Here is a 25,795-nt window from a genome sequence, read left to right as displayed (position 1 = left end):
AACTAAAATTTTAAGGTGGCGCCAAGTATGAAATTTATCCCAGCTTGTGGATAAAAACCGGCTCCTTCTATTGTAACTGGAGTTGGTCCAGACCAAGTGTCATCATAGGTGTAGAAATACCCATTTGACTCATATTCTAAATTGAAAATGTTATTGACCAAAGCAGAAAAAACAATTGACTTAATTCCTTTATTGATTTGCCAATCGTATGAAGCATTGAAATCACTAACAAAATAACTATCCAATTTAGAATTAGCCGAATCAATATTTCCCATATATTGTTCGCCAACAAATTTTGACAAAATAGCTAGTTGTAATCCTTTAACTGGCAAATACGTAAAACTATTAGCAGCTACAAAATTAGGCGAATAGGCAATATTTGTATTTCCTAAATCTTGAATAATTCCATCACGTTGAAAATAAAAGTCTATATTTTTATTTTGACTTAAGGTAAAATTAGGGTTCAAAAATAATTTATCTGTTAAAGCAATGGTAGATTCTACTTCTAAACCTAATCGATAACTTTTACCGCTATTCGTGAAAATTGGCGAACCTACATCATTTAATGCTCCAGTCATTACCAACTGATTATTGTATCTCATATAAAATGCATTGGCATACAATTTCACATTTTTAGTGTTGTATTTCCAACCCAATTCATAATCAAACAAACGCTCTGGTTTAATTGCTCCACTTTCGTAATCGTCGCGTCTTGGTTCTTTGTTTGCAATTCCAAAATAACCATAAAAAGTATTTTTTTCATCTAATTGATAATTTAAACCTGCTTTTGGATTAAAAAATCGGAATGTATCATTTACGTCGTCAAATTTTACACTTGTAGCATTATAGAAAACCATTCTATATTGTAAGTCGGCAAACAAATTCAACTTGTTTGTAACGTTATATGATGCTTTTGTATAGAAATTCACATCGTCTTTATTTCCATAATTATCGTAGTAGCGATTTGGATTTGGAATATAATTTGTTGTCCAAATAACTTCTCCATAATGTAATCCTAAATAACGATTAGCTGCACCACCAAATAATAAATCTGTCTTTTCATCTCTATAGTTTAATGAAAAAGTAGCTCCAAAAAAATCATTGTCTAACCAACGTTTTCTTACCAAATCAGAAATTGAATTTCCGTTAAAAGCTGGCAAATTATAATCTGTTAGATCTTCATCTTCTTTATATTGTTCAAAATATCCTTTTCCTTTTGTATAATGTAAAGCGGTATTTGAAATCCATTTTTCAGTCCATTTTTCAGTCCAATGCAATTGAAAATGATTTTGCCAATAATTATCGGTTTCATTATCATAAAATTGCATGTTGCCGTTTTCATCGAAATACATTCCGGCAGGATTGAATGTTCTGTCATTTCTAAGTTTTTCAGGATCTTCAATTCCGTACCAAGCTTGATAGGTTTTTTCTTTTCCTCCAAATGCCATAAATTTCACTAAAGTAGATTCTTTAACATAATTGGCATTAAAGAAGTAACCAAACATATTGGATGAGGCTCTATCGATAAATCCATCAGATGCGATATTGGAAATGCGACCGTTCAATTCAAAATTATTATGCAAGCCAGTTCCAAACGACAAAGTGTGCTTTCTTGTATTAAAACTTCCAAAGGAATTTGCTATTTCAGCATACGATTTTTCTTGATACGATTTGGTTGCCATATTTAAACTTGCTCCAAAAGCACCAGCACCATTAGTTGAAGTTCCAACCCCTCTTTGCAATTGAACACTTTCTAACGAAGAGGCAAAATCAGGTAAATTCACAAAGAACGTTCCCTGACTCTCGCTATCATTAAAAGGAACTCCGTTTAAGGTAACATTAATTCGAGAACCATCAGATCCACGAACTCTCATATAAGTGTACCCAACTCCATTTCCAGCATCAGTTGTACTCACCACAGATGGTAAATATTGCATTAATACCGGCACATCTTGACCTAAATTTCGAGGTGCAATCTGTTCTTTTGAAACATTGGTGTACGTAATTGGATTTTTGTCTTTTGCTCTTACTGATGCGACAACTACTTCTTTAAGTTCAGTAGTTTTTAAACTGTCTTTCTGAGTTTCTTGTGAGAAAGAAACAAAAGGTAAAAGGTAAAAGGCAAAAGGCAAAAGGTAACTAAAATAGCGACTTTTTGTTTTTGGCATTAAGCCATCTTGGTTGAATAAAGTTTTCATTCGTAAAATAAATACGAATAAAAGGGGTAATTATTCTTTGGTTAAAAATTAAATTGATACTCTTAGACGCCAATAAACGTGCACATTTATTTTTGTCAAATCCCTAAACAGCATTACCTGTTCTAGGTTCTATGGGTATGATCTCAGCTCGTTATTTTGAGCACCCCTTTGAGACAACGCAAAGATAATGCAATATCAATGACAATTACAAGAACAATTTTAATTTATCACATTTTTATTGAACTTGAATTTTGAACTTGCCATTGAAGTTTAGTAGTTTGGTTTTTTCCTATTTTGTTTCAAAACACTCATTACTTTTTTTGCATTGAGGCGTTTTTCTTTTACAGCTCTTGGAATTTTAGTTTCTTTTCGCTCTTTAGGAACAACCAAAGCGTTTTCTAGCAACTTAAAACATTTCTTAATGACTTTTTCTTTGTTTTTTAGTTGACTTCTATCTTCTTCACTAGTTAAAATTAGGATTCCTTCTTGCGTGAGTTTAGTTGCAATTTTAGTTTGCAACACTGTTTTTTCCTCTTCTGTTAATCCTTTTGAATTTATCAAATCGAAAGTCAATACTACTTTAGAAGACACTTTGTTTACATTTTGTCCTCCTGCTCCACTGCTTCGAACTGCTTTAAATAAAAATTCAGATGAAATTATTGATTTATCCATTATCGGGTTGGTGAGCTGGTTTTAGTAAATCATTTACAGTTTTCACTGGATTAAATGTTTCCAAAGGTACTTCTACAAAAATGGTAGTCCATTTTGCCATAGCTCCATTCCATAATCCAGGAAGTTCAAAAGCTTTAATAGGCTTCCCGTTTTTTGTTTTTTCAGTGATAAATGCTGTTTTAGGGTCAACAAATTGGGTTAAATCAAATTTTTCTCCCTTATAGTTTTTTACTCCACAAACAATATCTACTGGATTGAAATGCGTTGCCTCTTTTGAAATCTTTTTTTGAGTTTTATTACTCAAATCTATTTGAGAAGATTCAACAATTTGGAGAGTTTGACGTCCTTTTTCATCCTGAACCCAAAACGGTCCACCTCCTGGCTCACCTTCATTTTTAACCATTCCACAAACACGAATTGGACGATTTAACACTTTAATTAAATAGTCAATTTTATAATCGGTTTGAAAAAAATTAAATTCTTCAGGTAAAGGAAAAGCAGTTTTATTTTCGGCAAAATCTTTTATTTCGGCAATTTGAGATTCTGTAACATCCCCTTTTGAAAGTAATTGTAAATACGTAAAAATTTTATATTGTATCCAAATTAAAACTCCTCCTAATAATTTTTTATTGGTTTCAATTAACGTTTTATGATTCTGAGAAACGTTATCAATATTTTTTATAAAAATAATATCGGATTGCAGTGCATTCAAATTATCAATCAAAGCACCATGTCCACCTGGTCTAAAAAACAATTCATTATTTTCAACTCGAAATGGCGTGTTATCTTCATTAACAGCCAATGTATCAGTTGACTGATTTTGATAAGAAAATGAAATTTCAAAATCTAAAAACTGACTCGTTATCTTTTCAAAATGAGGTTGAAACTCTTGATTTATTGTAAAATGTATTTTAGTCTTTTGGTTATTTTTTCTAAAAAACCCAGCTTCAAAAATATTTTCTTCAATTGGGTTAATTATTTTTTCATCTCTAACATGAAAAGGTAAAATTCCTTTTGGTTTATTAGCAAAATCTAATCCTTCTTTGCTTAACAATGTTTTAATTAATGCATAGTATTTTGCATCATTAGAAAATGAATAATAATCAGGATGTAATTGAATGGTTTTCTCTTTTAATTCTTTGTAAAATGGAAAATTCTTCAATCCGAAAATAAATATCGAAATATCTTTTGCATTTCGTTTATTTATGTACCCATTAATAGTGTCTTTTTTAGCATCAAACTCGTTCAAAAACTCATTTAGAAACTTAAACATACGAGTGGCAGCTCCAGAAGCAGGCACAAACTTTTCGATAGAATAATTATCTTTATGTTTATCAAAATACGTTACTAAATTTTGTATTTCTTTTTCAGAAAATTGCCAAATACCATCTCCTACTTTAGCAGAGCGCACTAAGTTAATTTTGGGAATACCTTGGATAAAAAAATCCAACTGCTGTTGAATTTTATCTATTGAGTTTCCTCTATTTTGTATGTATATTAAATCGTCTTTTGTAAAAATTTTCTCCATTCTTTATAGCCTAAAATAGCAATAATTGTAAATAGTATAAATTGAAAACTCGAAAAAGTTAAACCTTTATAAAAGTATAAAGGAATGGAAATTACATCGGCAATTATCCATAAAATCCAGTTTTCTATTTTTCTTTTAGCCATGAGCCACATCCCAACAAAGAATAAACCTGTGGTAAATGCATCTACATAAGCTGTCCAATGGGTAAATTTATCAAAAAAATGATAAACAAATGCAACAAATGTTAAGGTAATTGTAAAAATTAATGCAGAAATAATACATTCTTTACGATTAATCGTAGAAATTGGAAATTCATCTTCACCATTTTTTGTTTTGGACCATAAATACCAACCCAAAAAACTCATAATCGTATAGTAGAAATTGATGATTAAATCGCCATACAGTTGAAATTCAAACAAAATATAAACGTAAAGAATTGTACTAACCAATCCAGTTGGGTAAACCAAAATATTGTTTTTCCGAGCAAATAAAACACTGATAATACCGAAAACTACTGCAATTAATTCTAAAACAATAAGATAGGTAGGATATTCTTTGTATTGGTCAAATAAAAATTCTATCATAATGCAAAGAAATTACTATCATTTTCAAAAGCGGTTCCAATTACTATTAAATCAGCACCAGCCTCATACACTTGTTGAATCGATTTCATTGAACGAATACCGCCACCAACAATCAAAGGAATATGAATATTTTGCGAAACGAAACGAATCATTTCTAACGAAACGTGATGATTTGCACCACTACCTGCTTCTAAATAAATTAATTTCTTCCCTAAAAATTCTCCTGCTTTAGCCGTTTTGTATGCTAACTCGATATTGTGATGTTCAATGGGTTGGGTTTTACTCACGCGTTGCACAGCCGTTTCTTTACCTCCATCGATAAGCAAATAACCTGTTGGGATAATTTCCAAATTTGATTTTTCTAACGCTTCTACCGAATTAATATGATGTTCAATTAAATATTCTGGATTTCTACCTGAAAGTAAGCTTAGGAATAAAATCCCGTCGGCTTCATTGGAAATTTGAGAGGGATGTCCTGGAAAAATTAAAACTGGTAATTGTGTTTGTTTTTTTAACAATGCAATTAATTCATCTAAATGCATTCCGCTAAAAGTACTTCCTCCAACAAAAATATGAGTTGCAGGTGATGTCTTTATTTTATCTGACAAAACTTGAACTTTTTCTATCGTAACTTTTTCTGGATCGATAAGAATAGCCAATAGTTTTTGATTGTCTTTTTTAGCTTGAAGTATATTTGATAAGAGATTTTGCATTTTAGTTATTTGAGAACACACACACAAAGATATAATCTTCTACTTTATAAAAATGAAAATTAAATTTTTCAATAGTGTTATTAAAATGCAATTCTGCCGAACATTTCTTGTCAGATAAACAAAATTCGTCTTCAAAAATATGTTCAGGAAAACTAATTCCTACTTCATTTTTAATTTTGAATATCGATTCTTTAACACCCCAAATAATAGTTGCCTTCATTATTTTTTCAACTTCCGAAAGATTTTCAAGATGCTTCATTTCTAAAAAACGAGGGGCAATTTTCAAGGTTTTCTCTTTTAGAATTTCAATATCAATACCCATTATTTGATTACTTATACAAATGCAAGAAAATTTATGAGAATGCGAAATAGAAATATTTTTACCATCATTTAAAACTGGTTTTCCTGTTTCAGTATATGTTAAATCATAATCATTATATCCAATATGTTGCAACAACATTCGAACCGCTAAAAAACCCTTTTGATGTTCTTTAGATTTCATTCCCTCTAATCTAAATAATGAAGTATCTTTCAGCGAAACCGCTCTAAATAATGAAGTTACATCTTCGGTAATATGCCAAAAGTATGCAGTTGTAGTAGCGTTAATTTGTATGGATGTATAAAAAGGCATCGGATATTTAATTGTGGTTCAAATAATTAGCAAGATAAACAAATCACAAAATTTCTAACATTATTTAGAAAATAAAAACTTATGTTGTAACTTTGCAACCTCAAAATTAAAAATTAATTAATAAATATAATGAGTACAAAGACAATTCCATATGTACCATACAAAGTTAAAGATATTTCTTTAGCAGCATGGGGAAGAAAAGAAATTCAATTAGCTGAAGCTGAAATGCCAGGATTAATGGCTTTAAGAGCAGAATATGGCGCAAGCCAACCTTTAAAAGGAGCTCGTATTGCTGGATGTTTACACATGACCATCCAAACAGCAGTTTTAATTGAAACATTAGTTGCTTTAGGTGCTGATGTAACTTGGTCTTCTTGTAACATTTTCTCTACTCAAGATCATGCTGCTGCTGCAATTGCTGCTGCTGGAATTCCAGTTTATGCATGGAAAGGAATGAATGAAGAAGAATTTGACTGGTGTATTGAGCAAACTTTATTCTTTGGAGAAGATCGTCAACCATTAAACATGATTTTAGATGATGGTGGTGACTTAACAAACATGGTTTTTGATAGATACACAGAATTAGTTTCTGGAATTAAAGGTTTATCAGAAGAAACTACAACTGGAGTTCACCGTTTATACGAAAGAATGAAAGCAGGAACTTTATATATGCCAGCTATCAACGTAAATGACTCCGTTACTAAATCTAAATTTGACAACAAATACGGATGTAAAGAATCTGCTGTTGATGCGGTTCGTAGAGCTACTGATGTTATGTTAGCAGGAAAAAGAGTAGTTGTTTGTGGTTATGGTGATGTAGGAAAAGGAACTGCTGCTTCTTTCCGTGGTGCTGGTTCTATTGTAACAGTTACTGAAATTGATCCAATTTGTGCTTTACAAGCTGCAATGGATGGTTTTGAAGTTAAAAAATTAGATACTGTTATTGGTAACGCTGATATCGTTATTACTACAACAGGAAATAAAGATATCGTTGTTGGTCGTCACTTTGAAGCTATGAAAGATAAAACTATTGTTTGTAACATTGGACATTTCGATAACGAAATCGATATGGCTTGGTTAAATGCTAACTATGGTGATACAAAACAAGAAGTTAAACCTCAAGTTGATATTTACAACGTAAACGGTAAAGAAGTTATCATTTTAGCTGAAGGTCGTTTAGTAAATTTAGGTTGTGCTACAGGTCACCCAAGTTTTGTAATGTCAAATTCATTTACTAACCAAACGTTAGCTCAAATTGAATTATGGACAAACAGTGCAGCTTACAAAAATGAAGTGTATATGTTACCTAAACATTTAGATGAAAAAGTAGCAGCTCTTCACTTAGCTAAATTAGGAGTTGAATTAGAAACTTTAAATGCTGAGCAAGCTGCTTATATTGGAGTTGAAGTTCAAGGTCCATTCAAACCAGAATATTATAGATATTAATTGTCATGCTGTCAGCCTAGGCGAATCAGCATCTCAAAATAATTTAAACCCTTGCAGCAATGTAAGGGTTTTCTTTTACCTCTTATTTATCAACAAATACACACTAAATTGAAACATTTGGCGTTAAATTTGTACTAATCATCAATCATCAACCTGTCCGCTTTTGGTGGATCAAAATCAATCATCATGTTAAAACGTTTTTTTATGTTATGTTCGGGCGTAGATTCCAACATAATTAACGGCTGTTCTAATGGCGAGCAAAACAAATATGCCGGAATTGGAGCTACCGTATTCTTCACAGCCGTAATGGCTTTTATAGCAAGTTCTTATGCCCTTTTTACTGTTTTCGACAATCCTTTTATTGCCATAGCTTTCGGATTAGTTTGGGGTTTGCTTATTTTTAATTTGGACCGATTTATTGTTTCTACCATTAAAAAAAGAGATAGCTTTCTAGACGAATTTATTCAGGCAACTCCTCGAATTGCTTTGGCAATTATCATTGCTATTGTAATTTCAAAACCTTTGGAAATCAAAATCTTCGAAAAAGAAATCAATACTGTTTTATTAAAAGAAAAGAACGAAATGATGTTGGCCAACAAAAAACAAGTAGTCAATTATTTTCAATCGGATTTAGATAAAAACAAAGCACAAATAGATAGTTTAAAATCGGACATTCTAAAAAAAGAGAAAGAAGTGAACGATTTGTATTCGGTTTACATCACCGAAGCGGAAGGAACTGCTGGAACTAAGAAGTTAGGCAAAGGTCCGGTTTATAAAGAAAAGCGTGAAAAACACGATGCTGCATTACAAGATTTAGCTACTTTAAAAACTACTAATCAAGCCAAAATCACCGATTTAGAAGCAAAAGCTAAAACTTTACAAGCCGATTTGGATAAAAAAGTCACCGAAACCCAACCAATTATTGAAGGATTCGACGGTTTAATGGCGCGAATTAATGCTTTGAATAAATTACCTTTCTTACCATCGTTTTTCATTATGCTATTGTTTTTAGCGATTGAAACTTCACCCATTATTGCCAAATTACTATCGCCAAAAAGCGAATACGATTTCAAACAGGAAGATAACGAAATGGGCATTAAAAATATGTTAGCACAAAATCGTTACCAAAGCGAATTACAAAAGCAAACCGATGCTGAAATTTACGATAAAGTCTACGCCGATATTAAAGAAGATAAAGAACTGTACCACTACAAAAAGAAAAGCGCCACAGAGTTATTAAAACTCCAAGCCGATGGTTTTGTAGAGAAACAGAAGAAATCAATGTAAGGCTTAACCGCAAAGTTTATTAAAACCAAAAACCCGATAAGTTTAAATAATTATCGGGTTTCTTTTTATATTTTTTTAGCGTTCTTTAGCGTAAATCTTTGCGCTCTTTGCGTTTAAAATTTATGGTAAGTAAGAATAACCGTTTTTCGTTTTCCAAAGGAAGTATTTTTCTAAAATTACTTTATTAAAATCATAAATCACATTTGGAAGCATAATGGCAAAATTTCTAGGTTTAAAAAGTTTATCAGAGAAGATAATAACTTCTTTTTTTCCTGCATCCATGATACATAATCCTGGGATTTTTCCCCAAGCTTTTTCTTTCAATTTAGTTTCACCTTTAGTTACTCTAATAATATTTTCGGCAACAATTTTACCTGTTTCATCACTTGGATAACCTGTTTTTGGAGAAGCATAAGGCACTTTTCCAGGTGTAAATGGAAGTGGAACATTTACTGCAATTCCAGCCGCCCATACATTTGGATAATCTGTATGTTGGTAGCTATCTTTAACAGGCACATAACCTGTAGGTGTAGCATGTAAATCTGGAGAGTTTGTTACAAAATCAACCCCAATAAATGGTGGCATTAACATTGAGAAATTATAAGCCAACTCTTCTCCGTTTGTCAATTTAATTTTATCCTCAGTAACTTCTTCTACTCCCACTTGAGTTTTATAATGGATATTAAACATGCTCATAAAAGATTTTAACATACTTTCTCCCAGTGGCATTCCATCAATTCCAAAATGTCCTAAATAATCTTCAGGAGTAATCCAATACAAATCTACTTTTTTACGAATGTTTTGTTCGCGAAGCCATTTTTCTACATTGAATAAAAATTCATAAGCGGCTCCCATACAACCTGCATTTTGGGTAGCACCAATTACAATTGGACCCGGATTTTTCTTGAATTCTTCCAAAGCTTTTCTGGCTTTCATAGCTCCGTTTGGAGTTCCAATGTAATGCGTATATTCTGCAACACCTGGAGCAATGTCGTATTTTACTTTTGGACCTGTTGCCACAACTAAATGATCATATTTAAAATCACCTTTATCTGTTGTAACCACCTGACTTTTTACATCTACTTTTAAAGCTTCTGCATTTACAAAATCCACTCCTTTTTTAGCTAAAATAGTATCTTTTCTAAAAGAAATATCTTTGATATCACGTCTTCCAAAAGGAACCCAAATTAATGATGGGATAAACAAAAACAATGGTGATTTATCAATTAAGATAACTTTATGTTGGTCTTTCCCTTTTCTTTTTATCTCTAAGGCTGCAGTCATTCCTGCAAAACTTCCTCCTATTACTACTGTTGTTGTCATTTTGTTTTAATTTTATAGTGTAAAGTTACCTCAAAATCAAAACATTATCTGTTACAAAAGTTACACAAATAAAAAAGCCTGAAAAAAATTTCAGGCTTAATATAGTATAAAGTAATTGATTACAGATATTTTAAAATCTCCGACTTTAATCGGTCATATTCTCCTTGAAGGATTAATCCATTATCTAATAATTTCTTATAATTCTGAAGTTTTGCAAACAATTCATCTTGTGACAAATGCGCTAACCCTTTTTCTTCTGAAATAGGAGCCTCAACCTCAGTATCACGAATAACGTCATTTGGTGTTGGCATGATTTCAGCATAAAGTGTTACTTCTTCTGTTGGAACTTCCTCAACAACTTCTTGTGTTGTTGTTTCAATTGGAATTTCAGCTTTAACTTCATCTACAATTGGAATTGTTGCTTTTGGGTTTTTCAATAAATCCAGTTGCTCTTTGGCGTAAGTATATAATTTTCGCGCTTGATTTTTTGGTAAATAATCAACTGTATGCGTTAAATCGGAATTAGTGGTAAAGGTGAAATCTGCTCCTAAAATACCTTCTTTTACAAATGAACCTGCAATATCATCCCAATCATAATCAATGAATTCCATTGACAAACCTAAATTTTTAGGCTTACAAAGGATAATACGTTTGTTGGTTACTACAATACTATCTGGAAAAATAGTTACCGCCGGTTTTTTCTGAACCGCAATATAACCTACTTCTTCATTCGACATTAAAAGATTCTCCAATTTAGCCGTGATTTTCTCAATAGCTTTTGGATCTTGATCTTCGTTTAATATTTTTTTTAAGTTGTCTATCATGATAGTTACTTTGAATTTTCTTTTAATGGCACAAAAGTAATGCCTAATTTTCTATTCTTGAATTTCTTGTTGGACTTTTTTCGTTAAACTTTTGAAAACAAGTTCGTAAGAATGATTAATCAATTCGCACATCATTTTATCGGAAACATCGCCATGAAAACGAACCGTATTCCAATGCACTTTACTCATGTGATAACCAGGTTCTATGGATTCATATTCCGCTCTAAGTTCCAAAGCGCGTTCTGGATCACATTTTAAATTTAACGACGGTATTCCTTTTTCCCATTCGGTTAACGACGTTAAACAAAACATTTTTCCACCTACTTTAAAGACTAATGTATCTTCATCAAACGGAAAATGTTCGGTTACACCTTTTTTGCTTAAACAGAACTCATATAATTGTTGAATATCCATTTTGTTAATTACTTTTCAATTTTATACAAAACTGGTTTACTCGGACTAGCGTCATTTTCAAAAGAAGCAAATTGCAAATTCAGCATATAACTTCCATCTTGAATTTCTTCACTAACGTAAATCATTTCTGTAATTGTACAATTAAAGCGAGCGTCCTCATTGACTTGATTCACATCTTTTACATTCCAAAACGCTTTATGTGCTAATAATTTTCCTTCATCGTGCTCTTTGTCAACACTAGGCAAATCGATTAGCAAATGCTGAATCCCTTTTTCTCTAATGAAAATTGCTGCAGCTTCTTCCAAATAAGGCGGATTTGTATTGGAATAATTCAAATGTTTTTTGCTTTCTGGATTTGGCAATGTTCTGATGATGATGGCTTCTGGTGAATTGTTATTTGTCTTATCCAGCGCAGTCGAGATATGTTCTTTAGTAATAACTAAATCTTCTCCAATAGCTTTTGGCTCTACCGAAATCAATTCCGCAGTAAAGAAAAACTGTTTCAAACATTGATTTATCGAATAAAAATCACGGGTAATATGACCTAAACATTCGGTATGCGTGCCATGTGCGTGCGGATTGAAGAAAATATTATTAAAATTCGTAGAGGATTTTCCTTCCGAAACTTTTCCAATCCAATCACCCATAGTTACAGGTGCAATCTCAGGCGTTTTTTGATACCAAGCTATTGGATTTTGTTCGTTGTTTGTTAGAGGAATCGAAATATCAAGAGGTTTTGATAAATCGATTTGTTGGTTATTTATTGTTGCTTTCATATTTTTACCGCAAAGAGCGCAAGGATTTACGCAAAGTTCGCAAAGCTTTGTGTATCATTGTGCTTTCATTGTGTTCTTAGTGGTTCATAATTATTCCAAATTTAACAAAAACAAATTGGAAGTAGTTAAACGAATAATAAATTTATCTCAACATCTTGTTTTAGAAATTATTATTCACTAAATTTATTACTTCTTAAGATGTTTAAAAATGAAAAAATACTTTATTCTTACATTTCTTATATTAAACATGTGTTTGTTTGCTCAGACTAAAACAGACTCTATTCAACCCATTTTAGAACCAATTAATATTAATGTAAATTTGAATTCTCCTAAATATATTTTTGGATTCAATCAACTCAACTTTTATACCAAAAATGATTTTTCAGTTTACAATAGTATGACAAAGATGAATGATAATTTTTCTGTTTACAAAGGTCAATATGAATATAAAAATTCAATATTAATTCCTGAAAACATGATATTCAATTCTAAAATTGATTCTTTTAATCCAAACGGAGTAAATGATTTTGGCAGTGCTTTGTTGACTGGTGTGTTGAATTTAACACTAAGTTTATTCAAAACAGATTAACTTCTTATAAATTCAATAGAAATAAATCACTTGAAATTCCGTCACTTAAAAACTTACCTTTTTTGGTGGTTCTTAAAATGTTGTTATCCACAAACAACAAATGATCTTCTATGAATTTTGCTGCTTGTTGGTTGAGATAATCTAAATAGGTTTTTCCAAATTCTTGTTCAATTCGTTCCAATGAAACGCCCCAAATAGTACGCAAACCAGTCATAATATATTCGTTATAACGATCAGTTTTTGTTAAGGTTTCAATCTCTATTGGTAATTTATTTTCTTGAATCGATTTGATATAAAGTGAATTATTTGAAACATTCCAACCTCTAGTTTTTCCATCATAACTATGAGCTGACGGACCAATTCCGATGTATTTTTTGCCCAACCAATAGCTCGAATTGTTTTTTGAGAAGTAGTTCTCTTTCCCAAAATTTGATAATTCGTAATGAATAAATCCGTTTTCCGAAAGTTTGTCAACTAAAATTTGAAAATGCTCTTGAGCTACTTCGTCATCAGGTTGCGGAATAATTCCTTTTTGAATAAACGAATGCAAAGCGGTTTTTGGCTCCACTGTTAACGCATAACTAGAAATATGCGGAACACCGAAAGATAAAGCGGTTTCAATGTTTTGCAACCATTTTTCGTTACTCATTTCGGGAACTCCGTAAATCAAATCGATGGAAATATTATCAAAATATTGTGTTGCTGTTTCTAAACATTTTTTAGCCTCTTCAGCATTATGCGCCCTATTCATCAATTTCAAATCGTCTTCAAAAAAAGATTGAATTCCGATTGACAAACGATTTACGGGCGAATTGGCTAATTGACGAATTGTTTCATTATCTAAATCATCTGGATTTGCTTCTACCGTAATTTCTGGGTTTTCAACTACTTTATAGTTTCTATAGACTTCATCAATCAAAAATCTTAAATCTTCAATCGAAAGTATCGAAGGCGTTCCACCACCAAAGTAAATGGTCTCAATTGGCTCGGTGATAGGTGATGGGCGATGGGTGATGGATTTACTTCGCATTTCAATTTCTTTAGCCAAAGCCAAAACCATTTCATCTTTTTTCTTCAAATTAGTAGAAAAATGAAAATCGCAATAGTGACAAGCTTGCTTGCAAAAAGGGATATGGATGTAGATTCCGCTCATATTTAAGTGCTCAGTGTTCAGTATTTAGTGTTCAGTACTAGATACAGCTTTATTTAGTTTTCAGATTTTGAACCGAATTTTCCTGGGTTTAAAATCATGAAATTTATTAATCTTCCTACTTCTTTTGATTTTTCAGTCAAATAGTCAAATGTCTCTTGAGGAATATATTTACAAGCTAAAGCATATTCTAACCAACCTTGCGTTTCGGAATTTTCTGCATCTGCATCAGTTAATTTGCTGTGAAAATATTTTGGATATTCCCTTTTACGGTAAGCTTCAGCTATTGTAATTGTTACACTTCTTGAACTTCTTCTAATTTGATCTGTTAAAGAATAAGTTTCTTCTTTTGGAAAACTTTTTGATATTTCAAAAACTTCCATAGCAACATCAAATCCTTTTTTATAAGCTAATAAATCTTGAAATCTCATATTGTTTATTTACACGATATTATACTGAACACTAAAATCTGAACACTGGACACTACTTCTTGACTCTATCTTCATTCTGCTTCACAAAAGCATCCCAACCCGAATAACTTTTACCCACTTCAACTCTTCCCGAATTGAAAAAATGACAAACGGCTGCTGCTAAACCATCTGTTGAATCGAGGTTTTTTGGTAATTCTTTTAAACCTAATAATTGTTGAAGCATTTTAGCAACTTGTTCTTTGCTGGCATTTCCGTTACCGGTTATGGCCATTTTAATTTTTTTAGGTTCGTATTCTGTAATAGGAATATCTCTTGAGAGTCCGGCTGCCATGGCAACACCTTGTGCTCTTCCTAATTTCAACATCGATTGTACGTTTTTTCCAAAGAACGGTGCTTCAATCGCAATTTCATCTGGATTGTGCGTATCAATTAACTCAATGGTACGTTCAAAAATGACTCTTAATTTCTGATAATGATTGTCGTATTTGGACAAAATAAGTTCGTTCAACTGTAGAAATTCCATTTTCTTGTTGACTACTTTGATTAATCCAAAACCCATAATTGTAGTTCCTGGGTCAATTCCTAATATGATGCGTTCGTTTGCCAATTAATTTGTTTCAAGTTTCAAGTTTCAAGTTCAAAGTTTTTGTTTCTTTGTAACATGATTGCAATTCCACACAAAGCTAAGCAATTCCTTTTAGTTCTCATCAAACTTTTGATAGTGAGTGGTGCTTTGTTTTACATTGTAAAGCAATTACAAACCGAAAAAGCAATTGCTTGGTCAATAATTTCTGATTATATCTCAATTAAAAACTTGTTTTTCATCTTGTTATTGTCGGTTTTTAATTGGATTTTCGAAATCTTGAAATGGCAGCATTTGGTGAGTAGTTTTACTAAAATTTCTTTTTTTGAATCTGCCAAACAAAGCTTAGGATCACTAACTGCTTCAATATTTACACCCAATAGAATTGGAGAATATGGCGCTAAAGCATTATTTTTTGAAAAGAAAAAGGCAAAAAAAATACTATTTCTAAATTTTATTGGGAATAGTTTTCAGATGGCCATTACAACATTTTTTGGCATTTTAGGATTCATTATTAGTAGGATTGCAGTTTCAGAATCCATGCTGTGGATTAGTTTTAAATTTTCGGTTTTTCATTTTGTTTGGATCCTTTTGTTTTTGGTTGTATTCCTTTTCATTTTTAAATTCCGTAATTGTAGTATTTACGGATTGTCATTTCAAAAAATAATTGATGCCTTTAAAAAATTATCGTTTGGTTTTCATCTTACTACTTTACAACTATCTGCAATACGATATCTTATTTTTGCTCACCAATATTACTTTTTATTACAAATTTTCGATTGTGAAGTGAGTTACTCAATAGGTTTAGCTACTATTTTTTTAATGTATTTTTTAGCTTCAATAATTCCTAGTATTCATTTAATGGATATTGCAATAAAAGGAAGTGTTGCCCTGTTTCTTTTTGCGAAATTAGGTATATCAGAATGGAAAATTGCTACTATCTCTTTTTTGATGTGGTTTTTTAATTTAGTTATTCCGGTGATAATTGGAAGTATTTTTGTGTTGAAATTTCAAATTCATAAAAAGGAAAAATTATGACAATAGCTTTCGTTTTATGCCTTTTTTTTCTGATTTATATTTTATTCATCGGGCAACTGATTTATGGATTTAATCGAATGAAACGTTTTTCTAAAAAGGAATTCTCTACAAAAACATCCTTTTCAATTGTAGTTCCTTTCAGAAATGAAAAAGAAAATCTTCCGAATTTATTACATTCCATTTCATTGTTAAACTATCCGAAAGAATTGGTTGAAGTACTATTAGTAGATGATGATTCTGAAGACGAATTTAGAATTCAGAACTTAGAATTTAGAATTCAAATTATTAAGAACACTAGAAAATCAAATTCACCCAAGAAAGATGCTATTGAAACCGCGATTCAAGTTGCCAAAAACGATTGGATTATTACTACCGATGCGGATTGTTTGGTTCAGAAAGATTGGTTGGCAATTTATGACCAATATATTCAGGAAAATGAAGTGGAAATGATAGCTTCTGGCGTTTGTTATGTTCCAAAAAGTAGCTTTTTATCGGCTTTTCAGAATTTAGATTTTTTGAGTTTACAAGGCGCTACAATTGGAAGTTTTGGAATTAACCAACCTTTTATGTGTAATGGTGCTAATTTTGCCTATTTCAAACATTTTTTCAAAGAATTAAATGGATTTCAAGGCAATGAAACCATTACAAGTGGTGACGACGTATTTCTACTTCAAAAAGCTGTTTCACTTGCGCCGAAGAAAGTTGGATTTATATTAGCTAAAGAAAGTATTGTTGCAACAAAACCTGTTTCAACTTGGTCTGAATTATTTCAGCAACGTGTTCGATGGGCTTCTAAAAGTACGGGGTATTCTTCTGTTTTTGGAAAAATGTTAGCACTAGTAGTTTTTGGTGGAAATTTGGCTTGGATAGTAAGCTTTATTTTTTGGTTAATTGGATTTTTAGACCAAAACATTTTCATGCTATTCGTTGCTTTAAAATTTCTAATAGATTTTATCTTGTTATATAAAACCGCGAATTTCTTTGAATCGAAATTGCAATATGTGTTAGCGAGTAGTTTGTTGTATCCGTTTTTTAGTGTTTCGGTAGCGGTGTATTCGTTGTTTGGAAAATACAATTGGAAAGGGAGAAATTTTAGGAAATAATTGCTCGAAAAGACGATTTATTTGGAACGCTGATGACACGGATAAAACTGATTTTAACAGATTATTTAACCACAAACTTATCATGCTGAAAGCATCTCTTTTATGTTCAAAATTTGATTTTTGAACTTGTAATTGATTTTGCCCTTGCTTATTTCTCCATTTTTATAATCACAGGAAGTACGAATTGCGTTTTTACTTTTACGCCTCTTTTAATGGCAGGTTCTACCTTTGGAAAATCAGATAATCTAGAGGTTAAAATACTATCTATTTTGGTTTTATCAGCTAAAGGAATGCTATCATTTTGAAATTGGGTCTCAAATTGCAAGCTTGAATCGGGATTTACAGTAATTTTTACGTTGATGGTATCGATTTCTGGATATTCTACACGTAAAGTATCTATATTAATTCGTTCTTGAATGGTTTGTGTAATATAATCGAAGAAACATTGTTTTTTTATTTCCACATCTTTTATGGTATCGCATTGCAAAACCGATGGAAAATCATCCACTTCCTCCCAATTGATTTTTTTTAATTCTTGCTCTAATAATTCTTTCTCATCAGGCACTTGTTTTTCGAAGTACTGACAAGAAATTACAGAAAACAGGAGAATTAATACCCAAAATAATTTCATTGTTTGATTTTTAACGTATCATAACGAAACAAAGTTATAAATTTGTTAGACAATAACTAAAATCTTATGGAATACTTTTTACTAATTCTAGGTTTACTTTTAATGATAGTAGGAATTATTGGCAGCTTACTTCCTGCTTTACCAGGTCCGCCAATTAGTTGGGTTGGGATTTTACTTCTTTATTTTTGTCCGGGAATGGAACCTAATTATTGGCTACTTGGAATTACATTAGCAGTTGCAATTGTAATTGGGATATTAGATTATGTTATTCCAGCGAAAGGCACTAAGTTTTTTGGCGGAAGTAAATATGGAATTTGGGGAACAAATATTGGCTTAGTAATTGGTTTGTTTTTTCCACCATTTGGCTTTTTGATTGGCCCTTTTTTAGGGGCATTAATTGGAGAACTTATTTACAACTCCAATGAAGGAAAACGAGCTTTTAAAGCAGCTTTAGGTTCGCTTTTAGGCTTCTTAGCCGGTACTTTTATAAAGCTATTGGTTAGCTTGATATTTTTAGGTGTATTTTTTGTTGTGGTTTGGCAGAATAAAGGGATATGGTTTTGATAAAACCTATATAAATCAAAAAAGCCCTGCATAAAATGCAAAGCTTTCCATTGGTCTAACTACTAAACCTTTTGGTACTTTCGTACCTAAACAACACAACTATTTTAAATATTGTAAGAGGGCAAAAAAGCTCCGTTTTATGACGGAGCTTCCTCTATTTCTGGCGGTCTGGACGGGACTCGAACCCGCGACCCCATGCGTGACAGGCATGTATTCTAACCAACTGAACTACCAAACCAGTGCTTTATTGCGAGTGCAAATATACTACGCTTTTTCATTCCTGCAAATATTTTTGCAAAAAAAATTAAACTTTTTTTAGTGTTATTACCCAAACTTTTGTTTTTCAATCAAATACGTAAGTAAAATTTTTTCAAAATTTTCTCCTACAGAAACAGGTACATAACGAATTTGATACTGCATACACGTTGCTTCTATTGTTTTGAAATATTCTTGTACCACTTTTTGATACGATTCTTGTGTGTTTTCGGCAAATAAATTGATTTCTTCTCCTGTTTCTACATCAATAAACTTGCGAGGCGTATTATCAAAATTGAAATTTAACTCGGTTTTTTCATCATAAACATGAAAAACAACCACTTTATGCTTGTTGTGTTTTAAATGCTGAAGCGCTTTAAAAATTTTATCGTTTTCTTTTTCCGACCCTTCGGAATGAAACATATCGGTAAATAAAATTACCATAGAACGACGGTGAATGTTTTCGGCAATTTGATGTAAAAATGTTATGGTATCTGTTTTTCTAGTGTTTTTGTTTTGCGACAAGACTTCTTCCAGCTTGTTTAAAATCATGCGATGATGACGATCGCTCCCCTTTTCTGGTGAATAATATTCATACGTATCCGAATAAACACTCAATCCAACTGCATCGCGCTGTTTTTTAAGCAAGTTCATCAAAACCGCAGATGCCAATACCGAAAACCCGATTTTACTCTCATAAAACGGCTTATTTTCCTTTAATTTCGGATAATGCATCGAGGATGAATTATCTAAAATAAAATGACATCGCAAATTAGTCTCTTCTTCATAACGCTTGGTGTATAATCGATCTGTTTTGGCATATAATTTCCAATCGATATGCTTAGTACTTTCTCCTGGATTGTAAATTTTATGTTCGGCAAACTCAGCCGAGAATCCATGAAAAGGTGATTTGTGCATTCCAGAAATAAACCCTTCCACAATTTGGTTGGCCAATAATTCTAAATGCTCAAAACTGGATATTTTTTCTAAATGCGCCTCTAACTTCATATCGTAAAGATAGAAAAAGATTTTATTTGTTGGTCAAAGATGATAGTCGAAAGGTTATAGGTAAAAAAAAAGGCCCAACATACGTTGAGCCTAATTTCTTCTTTTTCAAATATTATAATAATGCGTCAATTGCATCAGTATAAGTCTTTTTAGGAGCAACTCCAACTTGTCTTCCAACAACTTCTCCGTTTTGGAATACTAATACTGTAGGAATGTTACGAACTCCGTATTTTGCGGCAAATTCTTGGTTTGCATCTACGTCAACTTTACCAACTACTGCTTTTCCTTCATATTCTGAAGAAATTTCGTCGATAACCGGACCAACCATTCTACATGGACCACACCAAGCTGCCCAAAAATCTACTACTACTGGTTTATCTGATTTTAAAACTACTTCCTCAAAAGTAGCATCTGTGATTGCTAATGCCATATTGTTTTTCTTTATGATTTTACTTAATTAATATGCAAATTTAGAAATTTAATTGAAATGAATTCGCTTTTAAAAATTAGTTTTTGTTATAGTTGCATTTTCAGAATTGATTTTAATTTAACTTGAAACTCAACTGCATTCGTTCTAATTCTTGTAGTAGTTCCGATGAAATTTTAACCTTTAACTTTCTACTTGGCATCACCAACTTAGTTTTTACTACAATTTCTTCTTTTTCTGTTGGTACAGCGATATCCATTTCTTCCATTTCATCAAAATTCTCTTCCATTTCATCTTCGGTATCGGTCGAAATCATCGCTACTGGTTTTTCTTCTACCATTCGTTTGATTTTTTCCAACTCCATTACTTCAAAAGTCACATTATGATCGCCTTTGTGTTGGGTAAAAATTTGATTTAATTCCGAAATCACTCCTTCTTTAACATCATTAATCGCTAATTGAAGTACGAGTTTTTTGGCGAATGTTGGCAACACATCCGCTAACATTTTCACATCTGTAAACTGAATTCTTGGATCGGATTTTTTTCCGGTTTCACGGTTAACCCAACCTTCTTTCACCGTAATTTTAAAATAGGCAAACTGATTTTGCAGTAAGAAATGACGGAACTTTAAATACTCTTCATCAAAAATTCGGAATTCAAAACTTTCATCATAACCTTCCACTACAAATGTCGCCCAACCTTTTCCGTTTTTAGCCGTTCGATGTTGTACATTCGTTACAATCCCACCAAAAGAAAGGTTTTTTCCAACTTGTTGTTCTAAGTTTTTCAAACCTTCTAAATTGGTATTACAGAAATATTTCATTTCAAATTTATAATCATCTAAAGGATGACCCGAAATGTAAATACCTACTACTTCTTTTTCTTTGGCCAACTTTTCCATCGTGCTCCATTCTTCACATGGTGGCACTTGTGGTTCAGCGATTTGCACTTCTGAAGCATCACCAAACAAACTCACTTGAGCCGAATTTTCATTTTCTTGAAACTTAGCTCCATAACGCATGGCTTTTTCCAAAAAAGTAATTCCGTCACCTTCATGATGAAAATATTGCGCTCGATGGGTTTCAGTAAAACCATCGAAACCGCCTGCTAATGCTAAGTTTTCAAACGCTTTTTTATTAGCCGCACGCAAATCAATTCGTTTGGCTAAATCAAAAATAGATTTGTATTTTCCGTCTTTACGGTTATCAATTATGGTTTGAACGGCTCCTGCTCCAACGCCTTTGATTGCTCCCATTCCGAAACGAACCGCATAATCTTCATTAACCGTAAATTTATAATACGATTCATTCACATCTGGACCCAAAACAGCTAATCCCATGCGTTTACATTCTTCCATAAAGAACGACACTTGTTTGATATCGTTCATGTTATTTGAAAGTACCGCAGCCATGTATTCCGCTGGATAATGCGCTTTTAAATATGCTGTTTGGTAGGCAATCCAAGCATAACAAGTAGAGTGCGATTTATTGAAGGCATAACTCGCAAACGCTTCCCAGTCGGTCCAAATTTTATCTAATTTTTGTTCGTCATGTCCATTGGCTTTCGCTTGATCGATGAACTTAGATTTCATTTTATCCAAGACATCTTTCTGCTTTTTACCCATCGCTTTACGAAGTACATCGGCATCACCTTTAGAGAAATTTGCCAATTTTTGCGACAGAAGCATCACCTGCTCTTGGTAAACGGTAATTCCGTAGGTTTCCCCTAAATATTCTTCGCAAGCATCTAAATCGTAAGTAATAGGCTCTTCTCCATTTTTTCTACGAATGAACGACGGAATATACTCCAACGGTCCAGGTCGATATAATGCATTCATGGCAATTAAATCGGCAAAAACTGTTGGTTTTAAGTCCTTCATATATTTCTGCATTCCAGGCGATTCGTATTGGAAAATACCTACCGTTTCACCTCTTTGGAACAACTCGTATGTTTTAACATCATCAATTGGGAATTCGTCAGGATTTAATTCGATTCCTGTGCGATATTTTACCAATTTTACGGTATCTTTAATTAAGGTTAGGGTTTTTAATCCCAAGAAGTCCATCTTCAACAAACCAGCACTTTCCGCTACCGAGTTGTCAAATTGGGTTACATATAAATCCGAATCTTTTGCAGTAGTAACCGGAACGAAATTTGTAATATCATCTGGCGTAATAATTACTCCACAAGCGTGAATTCCGGTATTTCGCATCGAACCTTCCAACACTTTTGCTTGTTGTATAGTTTCTCCTGCTAAATCTTCAGAGTTGGCAATTTCGATTAATTCTTTAACTCGGTCAAATTCTTCTGAACGTAATGCTTTTTTAACTTCCCCTTCTTCTTCAGCTAAGAATCGTGCTAAATTCCATTTTGATGGCATCATACCTGGAATTAATTTCGCAATTCTATCGGCTTCAAACAAGGGCAAATCCAATACACGAGCTGTATCTCGAATCGCTGATTTCGTAGCCATTTTACCATAAGTAATAATTTGTGCTACTTGGTTTGCTCCGTATTTATTGATTACATAATCCATTACACGACCACGACCTTCATCATCGAAGTCGATATCGATATCGGGCATGGAAACACGATCAGGATTCAGGAAACGCTCAAAAAGCAAATCGTATTTAATTGGGTCGATATTCGTAATTCCTAAACAATACGCAACAGCCGAACCCGCAGCCGAACCACGGCCTGGCCCAACGGAAACGTCCATTTTTCTAGCTTCGGCAATGAAATCTTGTACAATTAAGAAATAACCCGGATAACCTGAATTGGAAATCGTAAGTAATTCAAAATCCAAACGCTCTTGAATATCTGGTGTGATTTCGCCATAGCGTTTTTTGGCGCCTTCCATTGTGAGATAACGTAAATACGCATTTTCACCACGAACACCTCCATCTAACTTGTCTTCTTCTACTTCAAACTCATCAGGAATTTTGAATTTTGGAAGTAATACATCGCGATATAAAGAATACGGTTCGGTTTTATCGATAATTTCTTGAATATTGATAATCGCTTCGGGTAAATCGGCAAAAAGTTGCTTCATTTCGTCACCCGATTTGAAATAATATTCTTGATTTGGTAATCCATAACGATAACCACGTCCGCGACCAATTGGTGTAGCTTGTTTTTCACCATCTTTTACACACAATAAAATATCGTGAGCATTGGCATCTTCTTTATTAACGTAATAGGTATTGTTGGTCGCAACTAACTTCACATTATGCTTTTTCGCGAAAGCTATCAATGTTTGGTTCACACGATTTTCATCTTCTTGTTTGTGTCGCATGACTTCCAAATAGAAATCAGTCCCAAATTGTTCTTTCCACCAAATTAATGCTTCTTCGGCTTGACTTTCTCCAACATTTAGAATTTTACTTGGAATTTCTCCATATAAATTTCCAGACAGCACAATGATGTCTTCTTTGTATTTTTCAACGATATTTCTATCAATACGAGGAACATAATAGAAACCATCGGTATAAGCGATAGAGGACATTTTGGCTAAATTGTGATAGCCTTTTTTATTTTTTGCCAATAAAACTACTTGATAACCATTATCCTTTTTAGTCTTATCTTTATGGTCGTCACAAATATTGAATTCGCATCCTACAATAGGCTTGATTACGGTTTCTGTTGGTTCTTCTCCGTTTTCGACTAATTCTTTGTTTTTAGCTTCAGCAGCTTTATTGTGATTCATTACTGCACTCACAAAATGAAACGCTCCCATCATATTACCTGTATCGGTCATGGCAACTGCAGGCATTTTGAATTTTACAGAAGCTTTTACTAAATCATTAATCGCAATGGTGGATTGTAATACTGAAAACTGTGTATGATTGTGTAAATGTGCAAAAGCAGCGTCTTTTAAATCCGCTTTTGTAGCATCTGAAATAGTGGCTTGCTCTTCTTCGCTTTGGATTTTTTGTAAACGGGCTCTGATTTCATCCGAAGCTTTTTTGAGGTTGATGTGTTTTAAACCAATCAGCTGGATCTCGCCAGGATTATTTTCACGAAAACGTCTGAAATATTCTGGTGTTACATCTAACTCTTCTTTGGTAAACACTTCTCTTTTAATCAACTCTAAAAAACAACGAGTAGTTGCTTCCACGTCGGCAGTAGCATTGTGGGCTTCTGCAAAAGGCTGATTAAAAAGATATTGATGTAATTCGGTAAGTGTTGGCAATTTGAATTTTCCACCACGACCACCGGGTAATTTTAATAATTCTGCAGTGGTTTCAGTACACGTATCTAAAACGGGCATTTTAGTTAAATCAGTTCCTATATTAAAACGATGGAATTCGCACCCCATTATATTCACGTCGAAACCTACGTTTTGCCCAACTATATATTTAGTTTTTGATAGTGCAATATTAAATTTCTCTAGTACTTCCGCTAAAAGAATTCCCTGTTCCATCGCTAATTCAGTGGATATACCATGAATTCGCTCGGCATCATAAGGAATATTAAAACCTTCTGGCTTTACCAAATAATCTTGATGTTCGATTAAATTCCCCATTTCATCGTGTAATTGCCATGCAATTTGAATACAACGAGGCCAGTTATCGGTATCAGTTATGGGTGCCGACCAACTACGAGGTAATCCTGTGGTTTCTGTATCGAAAATTAAGTACATCTATTTGATAATTAAGCTAAAGAAAAATAAAAAAGTTGATTTTGTATAAAAACAAAAATACATTTTAAGTTAGTGAATGCCAATTTAAGTTATCAACAAAAACAAAAAAGCCATCTGAAAATTTCAGACAGCTTTTTAAACCTATAGTTTATAGTTGATTTTTAGAATGTAGAAATTGGTATTTTATAAAATACACCTTCAGAAAAAGTAATCACATCTCCATTTTCATTCACCGCATTAAACTTATATTTACCAGTGAACAAGCCTCCTTCAACTTCTTCGATTTCAATTTCTCCGTTACTTTGTTGTATGTTGATTACTCTAAAAGTTGCATTATTATTACCGCCAACAATAGTAACAACATCTCCTGGAGTGTAACCAACTCCTCTTGCAACAACTGTTATAGCTGTTACAGTACCATTAGTTGTTTGAGTAGCAACACGTAATCCAGAACCAGTTCCTCCCGTAGTTTGAGCACCTGCAGAATTTGCCTGATAAGCAGAACCTCTAGTTAACATACCTGAAACCTTGTATGCAGGACCTGTATATAATCCTGTATCATAGAAATCAGAAAAATTTTCAGTATCGTTTGAATAAGAAGCGTAATTGTTTTGATTTGTTGTTCCTAACACATAAACACCTGGTAAAGAACTAGATGTTTCAAGTGTAATTGTTTCAAACTGAGTAAATGCTGTAATAGTCATTGCGCCACTTGCATCTACAGAAACTCTTGCATCATTTGCTCTCCAGTATACATCATTTTGTTTCGCTTGAAAAGATGGTGTATTTGTTTGAATATCTTGTTGACAAGATGTAAAAACCAAAGCAAGAGCGAAAAAAGAAACTATTTTTTTCATTATTAAATTTTATGTTCGTTAAAATATGTAGGTAACAAAAATAACTTTTTTATTGAAATAAATACATTTTAGATAAAAAAATATTTTTAACTAAATCATTCGATAGTATTACAAAGTTTTA

General features: G+C 32.7%; 24 protein-coding genes and 1 tRNA gene. 6 read left to right on the top strand and 19 right to left on the bottom strand.

The features are described from left to right. Positions 1–2: 2 nt before the first annotated feature. The 6 genes from LOS86_RS01810 to LOS86_RS01785 all read right to left on the bottom strand — a co-directional run bounded on the left by LOS86_RS01810 (position 3) and on the right by LOS86_RS01785 (position 6,326). Positions 3–2,198: a TonB-dependent receptor gene (locus tag LOS86_RS01810; RefSeq protein WP_231842958.1), complete on the bottom strand. Its 2,196-nt coding sequence runs from the start codon at positions 2,196–2,198 to the stop codon at positions 3–5. Positions 2,199–2,468: 270 nt separating this feature from the next. Beyond that, entirely contained in the window at positions 2,469–2,870 is a 402-nt protein-coding gene (gene arfB, locus LOS86_RS01805) for an alternative ribosome rescue aminoacyl-tRNA hydrolase ArfB (protein WP_231842957.1), read from the bottom strand. Continuing rightward, positions 2,863–4,398 carry a DUF4301 family protein gene (locus LOS86_RS01800; RefSeq protein ID WP_231842956.1) on the bottom strand — a complete coding sequence of 512 codons (1,536 nt, stop codon included), beginning with the start codon at positions 4,396–4,398 and terminating at the stop codon, positions 2,863–2,865. Before LOS86_RS01800 ends, arfB begins: the two co-directional genes overlap by 8 nt. Then, entirely contained in the window at positions 4,368–4,982 is a 615-nt protein-coding gene (gene pnuC / locus LOS86_RS01795; protein WP_231842955.1) for a nicotinamide riboside transporter PnuC, read from the bottom strand. The genes LOS86_RS01800 and pnuC overlap by 31 nt, the downstream gene beginning before the upstream one ends. After that, a complete protein-coding gene (locus LOS86_RS01790; protein WP_231842954.1) occupies positions 4,979–5,695 on the bottom strand; it encodes a phosphoglycerol geranylgeranyltransferase in 717 nt (238 codons plus the stop codon). The genes pnuC and LOS86_RS01790 overlap by 4 nt, the downstream gene beginning before the upstream one ends. Before the next feature lies 1 nt (position 5,696). Continuing rightward, positions 5,697–6,326: a 4'-phosphopantetheinyl transferase family protein gene (locus LOS86_RS01785; protein ID WP_231842953.1), complete on the bottom strand. Its 630-nt coding sequence runs from the start codon at positions 6,324–6,326 to the stop codon at positions 5,697–5,699. A gap of 129 nt (positions 6,327–6,455) precedes the next feature. Between LOS86_RS01785 and ahcY the strand changes: the two genes are divergently transcribed. Both ahcY and LOS86_RS01775 read left to right on the top strand, forming a co-directional pair. Continuing rightward, positions 6,456–7,772 (top strand): adenosylhomocysteinase, encoded by a 1,317-nt coding sequence (gene ahcY / locus LOS86_RS01780; protein ID WP_231842952.1) that lies wholly within the window; start codon positions 6,456–6,458, stop codon positions 7,770–7,772. Positions 7,773–7,958: 186 nt separating this feature from the next. Then, the gene (locus LOS86_RS01775; protein WP_231842951.1) at positions 7,959–9,059 is read left to right on the top strand and encodes a DUF4407 domain-containing protein; all 1,101 of its coding nucleotides are present in this window, start codon (positions 7,959–7,961) and stop codon (positions 9,057–9,059) included. Between the two features lie 120 nt (positions 9,060–9,179). Here LOS86_RS01775 and LOS86_RS01770 read toward each other — a convergent pair whose 3' ends face one another. The 4 genes from LOS86_RS01770 to LOS86_RS01755 form a co-directional block, all read right to left on the bottom strand. Then, the gene (locus tag LOS86_RS01770; protein ID WP_231842950.1) at positions 9,180–10,382 is read right to left on the bottom strand and encodes an NAD(P)/FAD-dependent oxidoreductase; all 1,203 of its coding nucleotides are present in this window, start codon (positions 10,380–10,382) and stop codon (positions 9,180–9,182) included. Positions 10,383–10,501: 119 nt separating this feature from the next. After that, positions 10,502–11,206, bottom strand: coding sequence for a PH domain-containing protein (locus tag LOS86_RS01765; protein ID WP_231842949.1), 705 nt, complete (start codon positions 11,204–11,206; stop codon positions 10,502–10,504). A 51-nt stretch (positions 11,207–11,257) separates the two neighbouring features. Next, entirely contained in the window at positions 11,258–11,620 is a 363-nt protein-coding gene (locus LOS86_RS01760) for an MmcQ/YjbR family DNA-binding protein (protein ID WP_231842948.1), read from the bottom strand. An 8-nt stretch (positions 11,621–11,628) separates the two neighbouring features. Beyond that, on the bottom strand, positions 11,629–12,396 hold the full coding sequence (locus LOS86_RS01755; RefSeq protein ID WP_231842947.1) for a cyclase family protein: 768 nt from the start codon (positions 12,394–12,396) through the stop codon (positions 11,629–11,631). A 208-nt stretch (positions 12,397–12,604) separates the two neighbouring features. Here LOS86_RS01755 and LOS86_RS01750 point away from each other — a divergent pair, with 208 nt between their 5' ends. Further along, positions 12,605–12,985: a hypothetical protein gene (locus LOS86_RS01750; RefSeq protein ID WP_231842946.1), complete on the top strand. Its 381-nt coding sequence runs from the start codon at positions 12,605–12,607 to the stop codon at positions 12,983–12,985. A 4-nt stretch (positions 12,986–12,989) separates the two neighbouring features. Here the strand turns inward: LOS86_RS01750 and hemW are convergent, their stop codons facing one another. From hemW to ruvC, 3 genes are read right to left on the bottom strand one after another with little or no spacing between them, the layout of a single operon-like run. After that, the gene (hemW, locus tag LOS86_RS01745) at positions 12,990–14,138 is read right to left on the bottom strand and encodes a radical SAM family heme chaperone HemW (protein ID WP_231842945.1); all 1,149 of its coding nucleotides are present in this window, start codon (positions 14,136–14,138) and stop codon (positions 12,990–12,992) included. 53 nt (positions 14,139–14,191) lie between these two features. Then, complete coding sequence (locus tag LOS86_RS01740; protein WP_231842944.1) at positions 14,192–14,566, bottom strand: four helix bundle protein; 375 nt, start codon at positions 14,564–14,566, stop codon at positions 14,192–14,194. Between the two features lie 52 nt (positions 14,567–14,618). After that, on the bottom strand, positions 14,619–15,173 hold the full coding sequence (gene ruvC, locus LOS86_RS01735) for a crossover junction endodeoxyribonuclease RuvC (protein ID WP_231842943.1): 555 nt from the start codon (positions 15,171–15,173) through the stop codon (positions 14,619–14,621). A gap of 54 nt (positions 15,174–15,227) precedes the next feature. Here ruvC and LOS86_RS01730 point away from each other — a divergent pair, with 54 nt between their 5' ends. Both LOS86_RS01730 and LOS86_RS01725 read left to right on the top strand, forming a co-directional pair. Beyond that, complete coding sequence (locus LOS86_RS01730) at positions 15,228–16,187, top strand: lysylphosphatidylglycerol synthase domain-containing protein (RefSeq protein WP_231842942.1); 960 nt, start codon at positions 15,228–15,230, stop codon at positions 16,185–16,187. After that, positions 16,184–17,290, top strand: a complete 1,107-nt coding sequence (locus LOS86_RS01725; RefSeq protein WP_231842941.1) for a glycosyltransferase family 2 protein — start codon at positions 16,184–16,186, stop codon at positions 17,288–17,290. Before LOS86_RS01730 ends, LOS86_RS01725 begins: the two co-directional genes overlap by 4 nt. Positions 17,291–17,438: 148 nt before the next feature. On the opposite strand, the gene LOS86_RS01720 is transcribed toward LOS86_RS01725, so the two are convergent. Then, positions 17,439–17,921 (bottom strand): hypothetical protein, encoded by a 483-nt coding sequence (locus LOS86_RS01720; RefSeq protein ID WP_231842940.1) that lies wholly within the window; start codon positions 17,919–17,921, stop codon positions 17,439–17,441. Between the two features lie 66 nt (positions 17,922–17,987). Here LOS86_RS01720 and LOS86_RS01715 point away from each other — a divergent pair, with 66 nt between their 5' ends. Next, positions 17,988–18,485, top strand: a complete 498-nt coding sequence (locus LOS86_RS01715; RefSeq protein WP_231842939.1) for a DUF456 domain-containing protein — start codon at positions 17,988–17,990, stop codon at positions 18,483–18,485. Positions 18,486–18,646: 161 nt separating this feature from the next. Here LOS86_RS01715 and LOS86_RS01710 read toward each other — a convergent pair. The 5 genes from LOS86_RS01710 to LOS86_RS01690 form a co-directional block, all read right to left on the bottom strand. Beyond that, positions 18,647–18,723 (bottom strand) — tRNA-Asp (locus LOS86_RS01710). A gap of 86 nt (positions 18,724–18,809) precedes the next feature. Next, a complete protein-coding gene (locus LOS86_RS01705) occupies positions 18,810–19,748 on the bottom strand; it encodes a DUF58 domain-containing protein (RefSeq protein WP_231842938.1) in 939 nt (312 codons plus the stop codon). Between the two features lie 112 nt (positions 19,749–19,860). Beyond that, entirely contained in the window at positions 19,861–20,178 is a 318-nt protein-coding gene (gene trxA / locus LOS86_RS01700; protein WP_014389486.1) for a thioredoxin, read from the bottom strand. A 112-nt stretch (positions 20,179–20,290) separates the two neighbouring features. Continuing rightward, on the bottom strand, positions 20,291–24,817 hold the full coding sequence (gene dnaE, locus LOS86_RS01695; protein WP_231842937.1) for a DNA polymerase III subunit alpha: 4,527 nt from the start codon (positions 24,815–24,817) through the stop codon (positions 20,291–20,293). Between the two features lie 161 nt (positions 24,818–24,978). After that, complete coding sequence (locus LOS86_RS01690; protein ID WP_231842936.1) at positions 24,979–25,674, bottom strand: DUF6252 domain-containing protein; 696 nt, start codon at positions 25,672–25,674, stop codon at positions 24,979–24,981. Positions 25,675–25,795 lie beyond the last annotated feature (121 nt).

The organism is Flavobacterium cyclinae, from assembly GCF_021172145.1.
Lineage (GTDB): Bacteria > Bacteroidota > Bacteroidia > Flavobacteriales > Flavobacteriaceae > Flavobacterium > Flavobacterium cyclinae.
The sequence above is the reverse complement of the archived record's forward strand: the minus strand, read 5'-3'. Positions and strand labels throughout refer to the sequence as shown.

Excerpts from the sequence above, each read along its gene's own strand:
- dnaE (WP_231842937.1), bottom strand. The coding sequence starts at position 24,817 with ATGTACTTAATTTTCGATACAGAAACCACAGGATTACCTCGTAGTTGG.
- LOS86_RS01800 (WP_231842956.1), bottom strand. The coding sequence starts at position 4,398 with ATGGAGAAAATTTTTACAAAAGACGATTTAATATACATACAAAATAGA.
- LOS86_RS01760 (WP_231842948.1), bottom strand. The coding sequence starts at position 11,620 with ATGGATATTCAACAATTATATGAGTTCTGTTTAAGCAAAAAAGGTGTA.
- LOS86_RS01740 (WP_231842944.1), bottom strand. The coding sequence starts at position 14,566 with ATGAGATTTCAAGATTTATTAGCTTATAAAAAAGGATTTGATGTTGCT.
- LOS86_RS01730 (WP_231842942.1), top strand. The coding sequence starts at position 15,228 with ATGATTGCAATTCCACACAAAGCTAAGCAATTCCTTTTAGTTCTCATC.
- LOS86_RS01810 (WP_231842958.1), bottom strand. The coding sequence starts at position 2,198 with ATGAAAACTTTATTCAACCAAGATGGCTTAATGCCAAAAACAAAAAGT.
- hemW (WP_231842945.1), bottom strand. The coding sequence starts at position 14,138 with ATGAGCGGAATCTACATCCATATCCCTTTTTGCAAGCAAGCTTGTCAC.
- LOS86_RS01755 (WP_231842947.1), bottom strand. The coding sequence starts at position 12,396 with ATGAAAGCAACAATAAATAACCAACAAATCGATTTATCAAAACCTCTT.
- LOS86_RS01750 (WP_231842946.1), top strand. The coding sequence starts at position 12,605 with ATGAAAAAATACTTTATTCTTACATTTCTTATATTAAACATGTGTTTG.
- LOS86_RS01690 (WP_231842936.1), bottom strand. The coding sequence starts at position 25,674 with ATGAAAAAAATAGTTTCTTTTTTCGCTCTTGCTTTGGTTTTTACATCT.
- arfB (WP_231842957.1), bottom strand. The coding sequence starts at position 2,870 with ATGGATAAATCAATAATTTCATCTGAATTTTTATTTAAAGCAGTTCGA.
- LOS86_RS01785 (WP_231842953.1), bottom strand. The coding sequence starts at position 6,326 with ATGCCTTTTTATACATCCATACAAATTAACGCTACTACAACTGCATAC.
- LOS86_RS01705 (WP_231842938.1), bottom strand. The coding sequence starts at position 19,748 with ATGAAGTTAGAGGCGCATTTAGAAAAAATATCCAGTTTTGAGCATTTA.
- LOS86_RS01720 (WP_231842940.1), bottom strand. The coding sequence starts at position 17,921 with ATGAAATTATTTTGGGTATTAATTCTCCTGTTTTCTGTAATTTCTTGT.
- pnuC (WP_231842955.1), bottom strand. The coding sequence starts at position 4,982 with ATGATAGAATTTTTATTTGACCAATACAAAGAATATCCTACCTATCTT.
- LOS86_RS01775 (WP_231842951.1), top strand. The coding sequence starts at position 7,959 with ATGTTAAAACGTTTTTTTATGTTATGTTCGGGCGTAGATTCCAACATA.
- LOS86_RS01765 (WP_231842949.1), bottom strand. The coding sequence starts at position 11,206 with ATGATAGACAACTTAAAAAAAATATTAAACGAAGATCAAGATCCAAAA.
- LOS86_RS01770 (WP_231842950.1), bottom strand. The coding sequence starts at position 10,382 with ATGACAACAACAGTAGTAATAGGAGGAAGTTTTGCAGGAATGACTGCA.
- ahcY (WP_231842952.1), top strand. The coding sequence starts at position 6,456 with ATGAGTACAAAGACAATTCCATATGTACCATACAAAGTTAAAGATATT.
- trxA (WP_014389486.1), bottom strand. The coding sequence starts at position 20,178 with ATGGCATTAGCAATCACAGATGCTACTTTTGAGGAAGTAGTTTTAAAA.
- LOS86_RS01715 (WP_231842939.1), top strand. The coding sequence starts at position 17,988 with ATGGAATACTTTTTACTAATTCTAGGTTTACTTTTAATGATAGTAGGA.
- LOS86_RS01790 (WP_231842954.1), bottom strand. The coding sequence starts at position 5,695 with ATGCAAAATCTCTTATCAAATATACTTCAAGCTAAAAAAGACAATCAA.
- LOS86_RS01725 (WP_231842941.1), top strand. The coding sequence starts at position 16,184 with ATGACAATAGCTTTCGTTTTATGCCTTTTTTTTCTGATTTATATTTTA.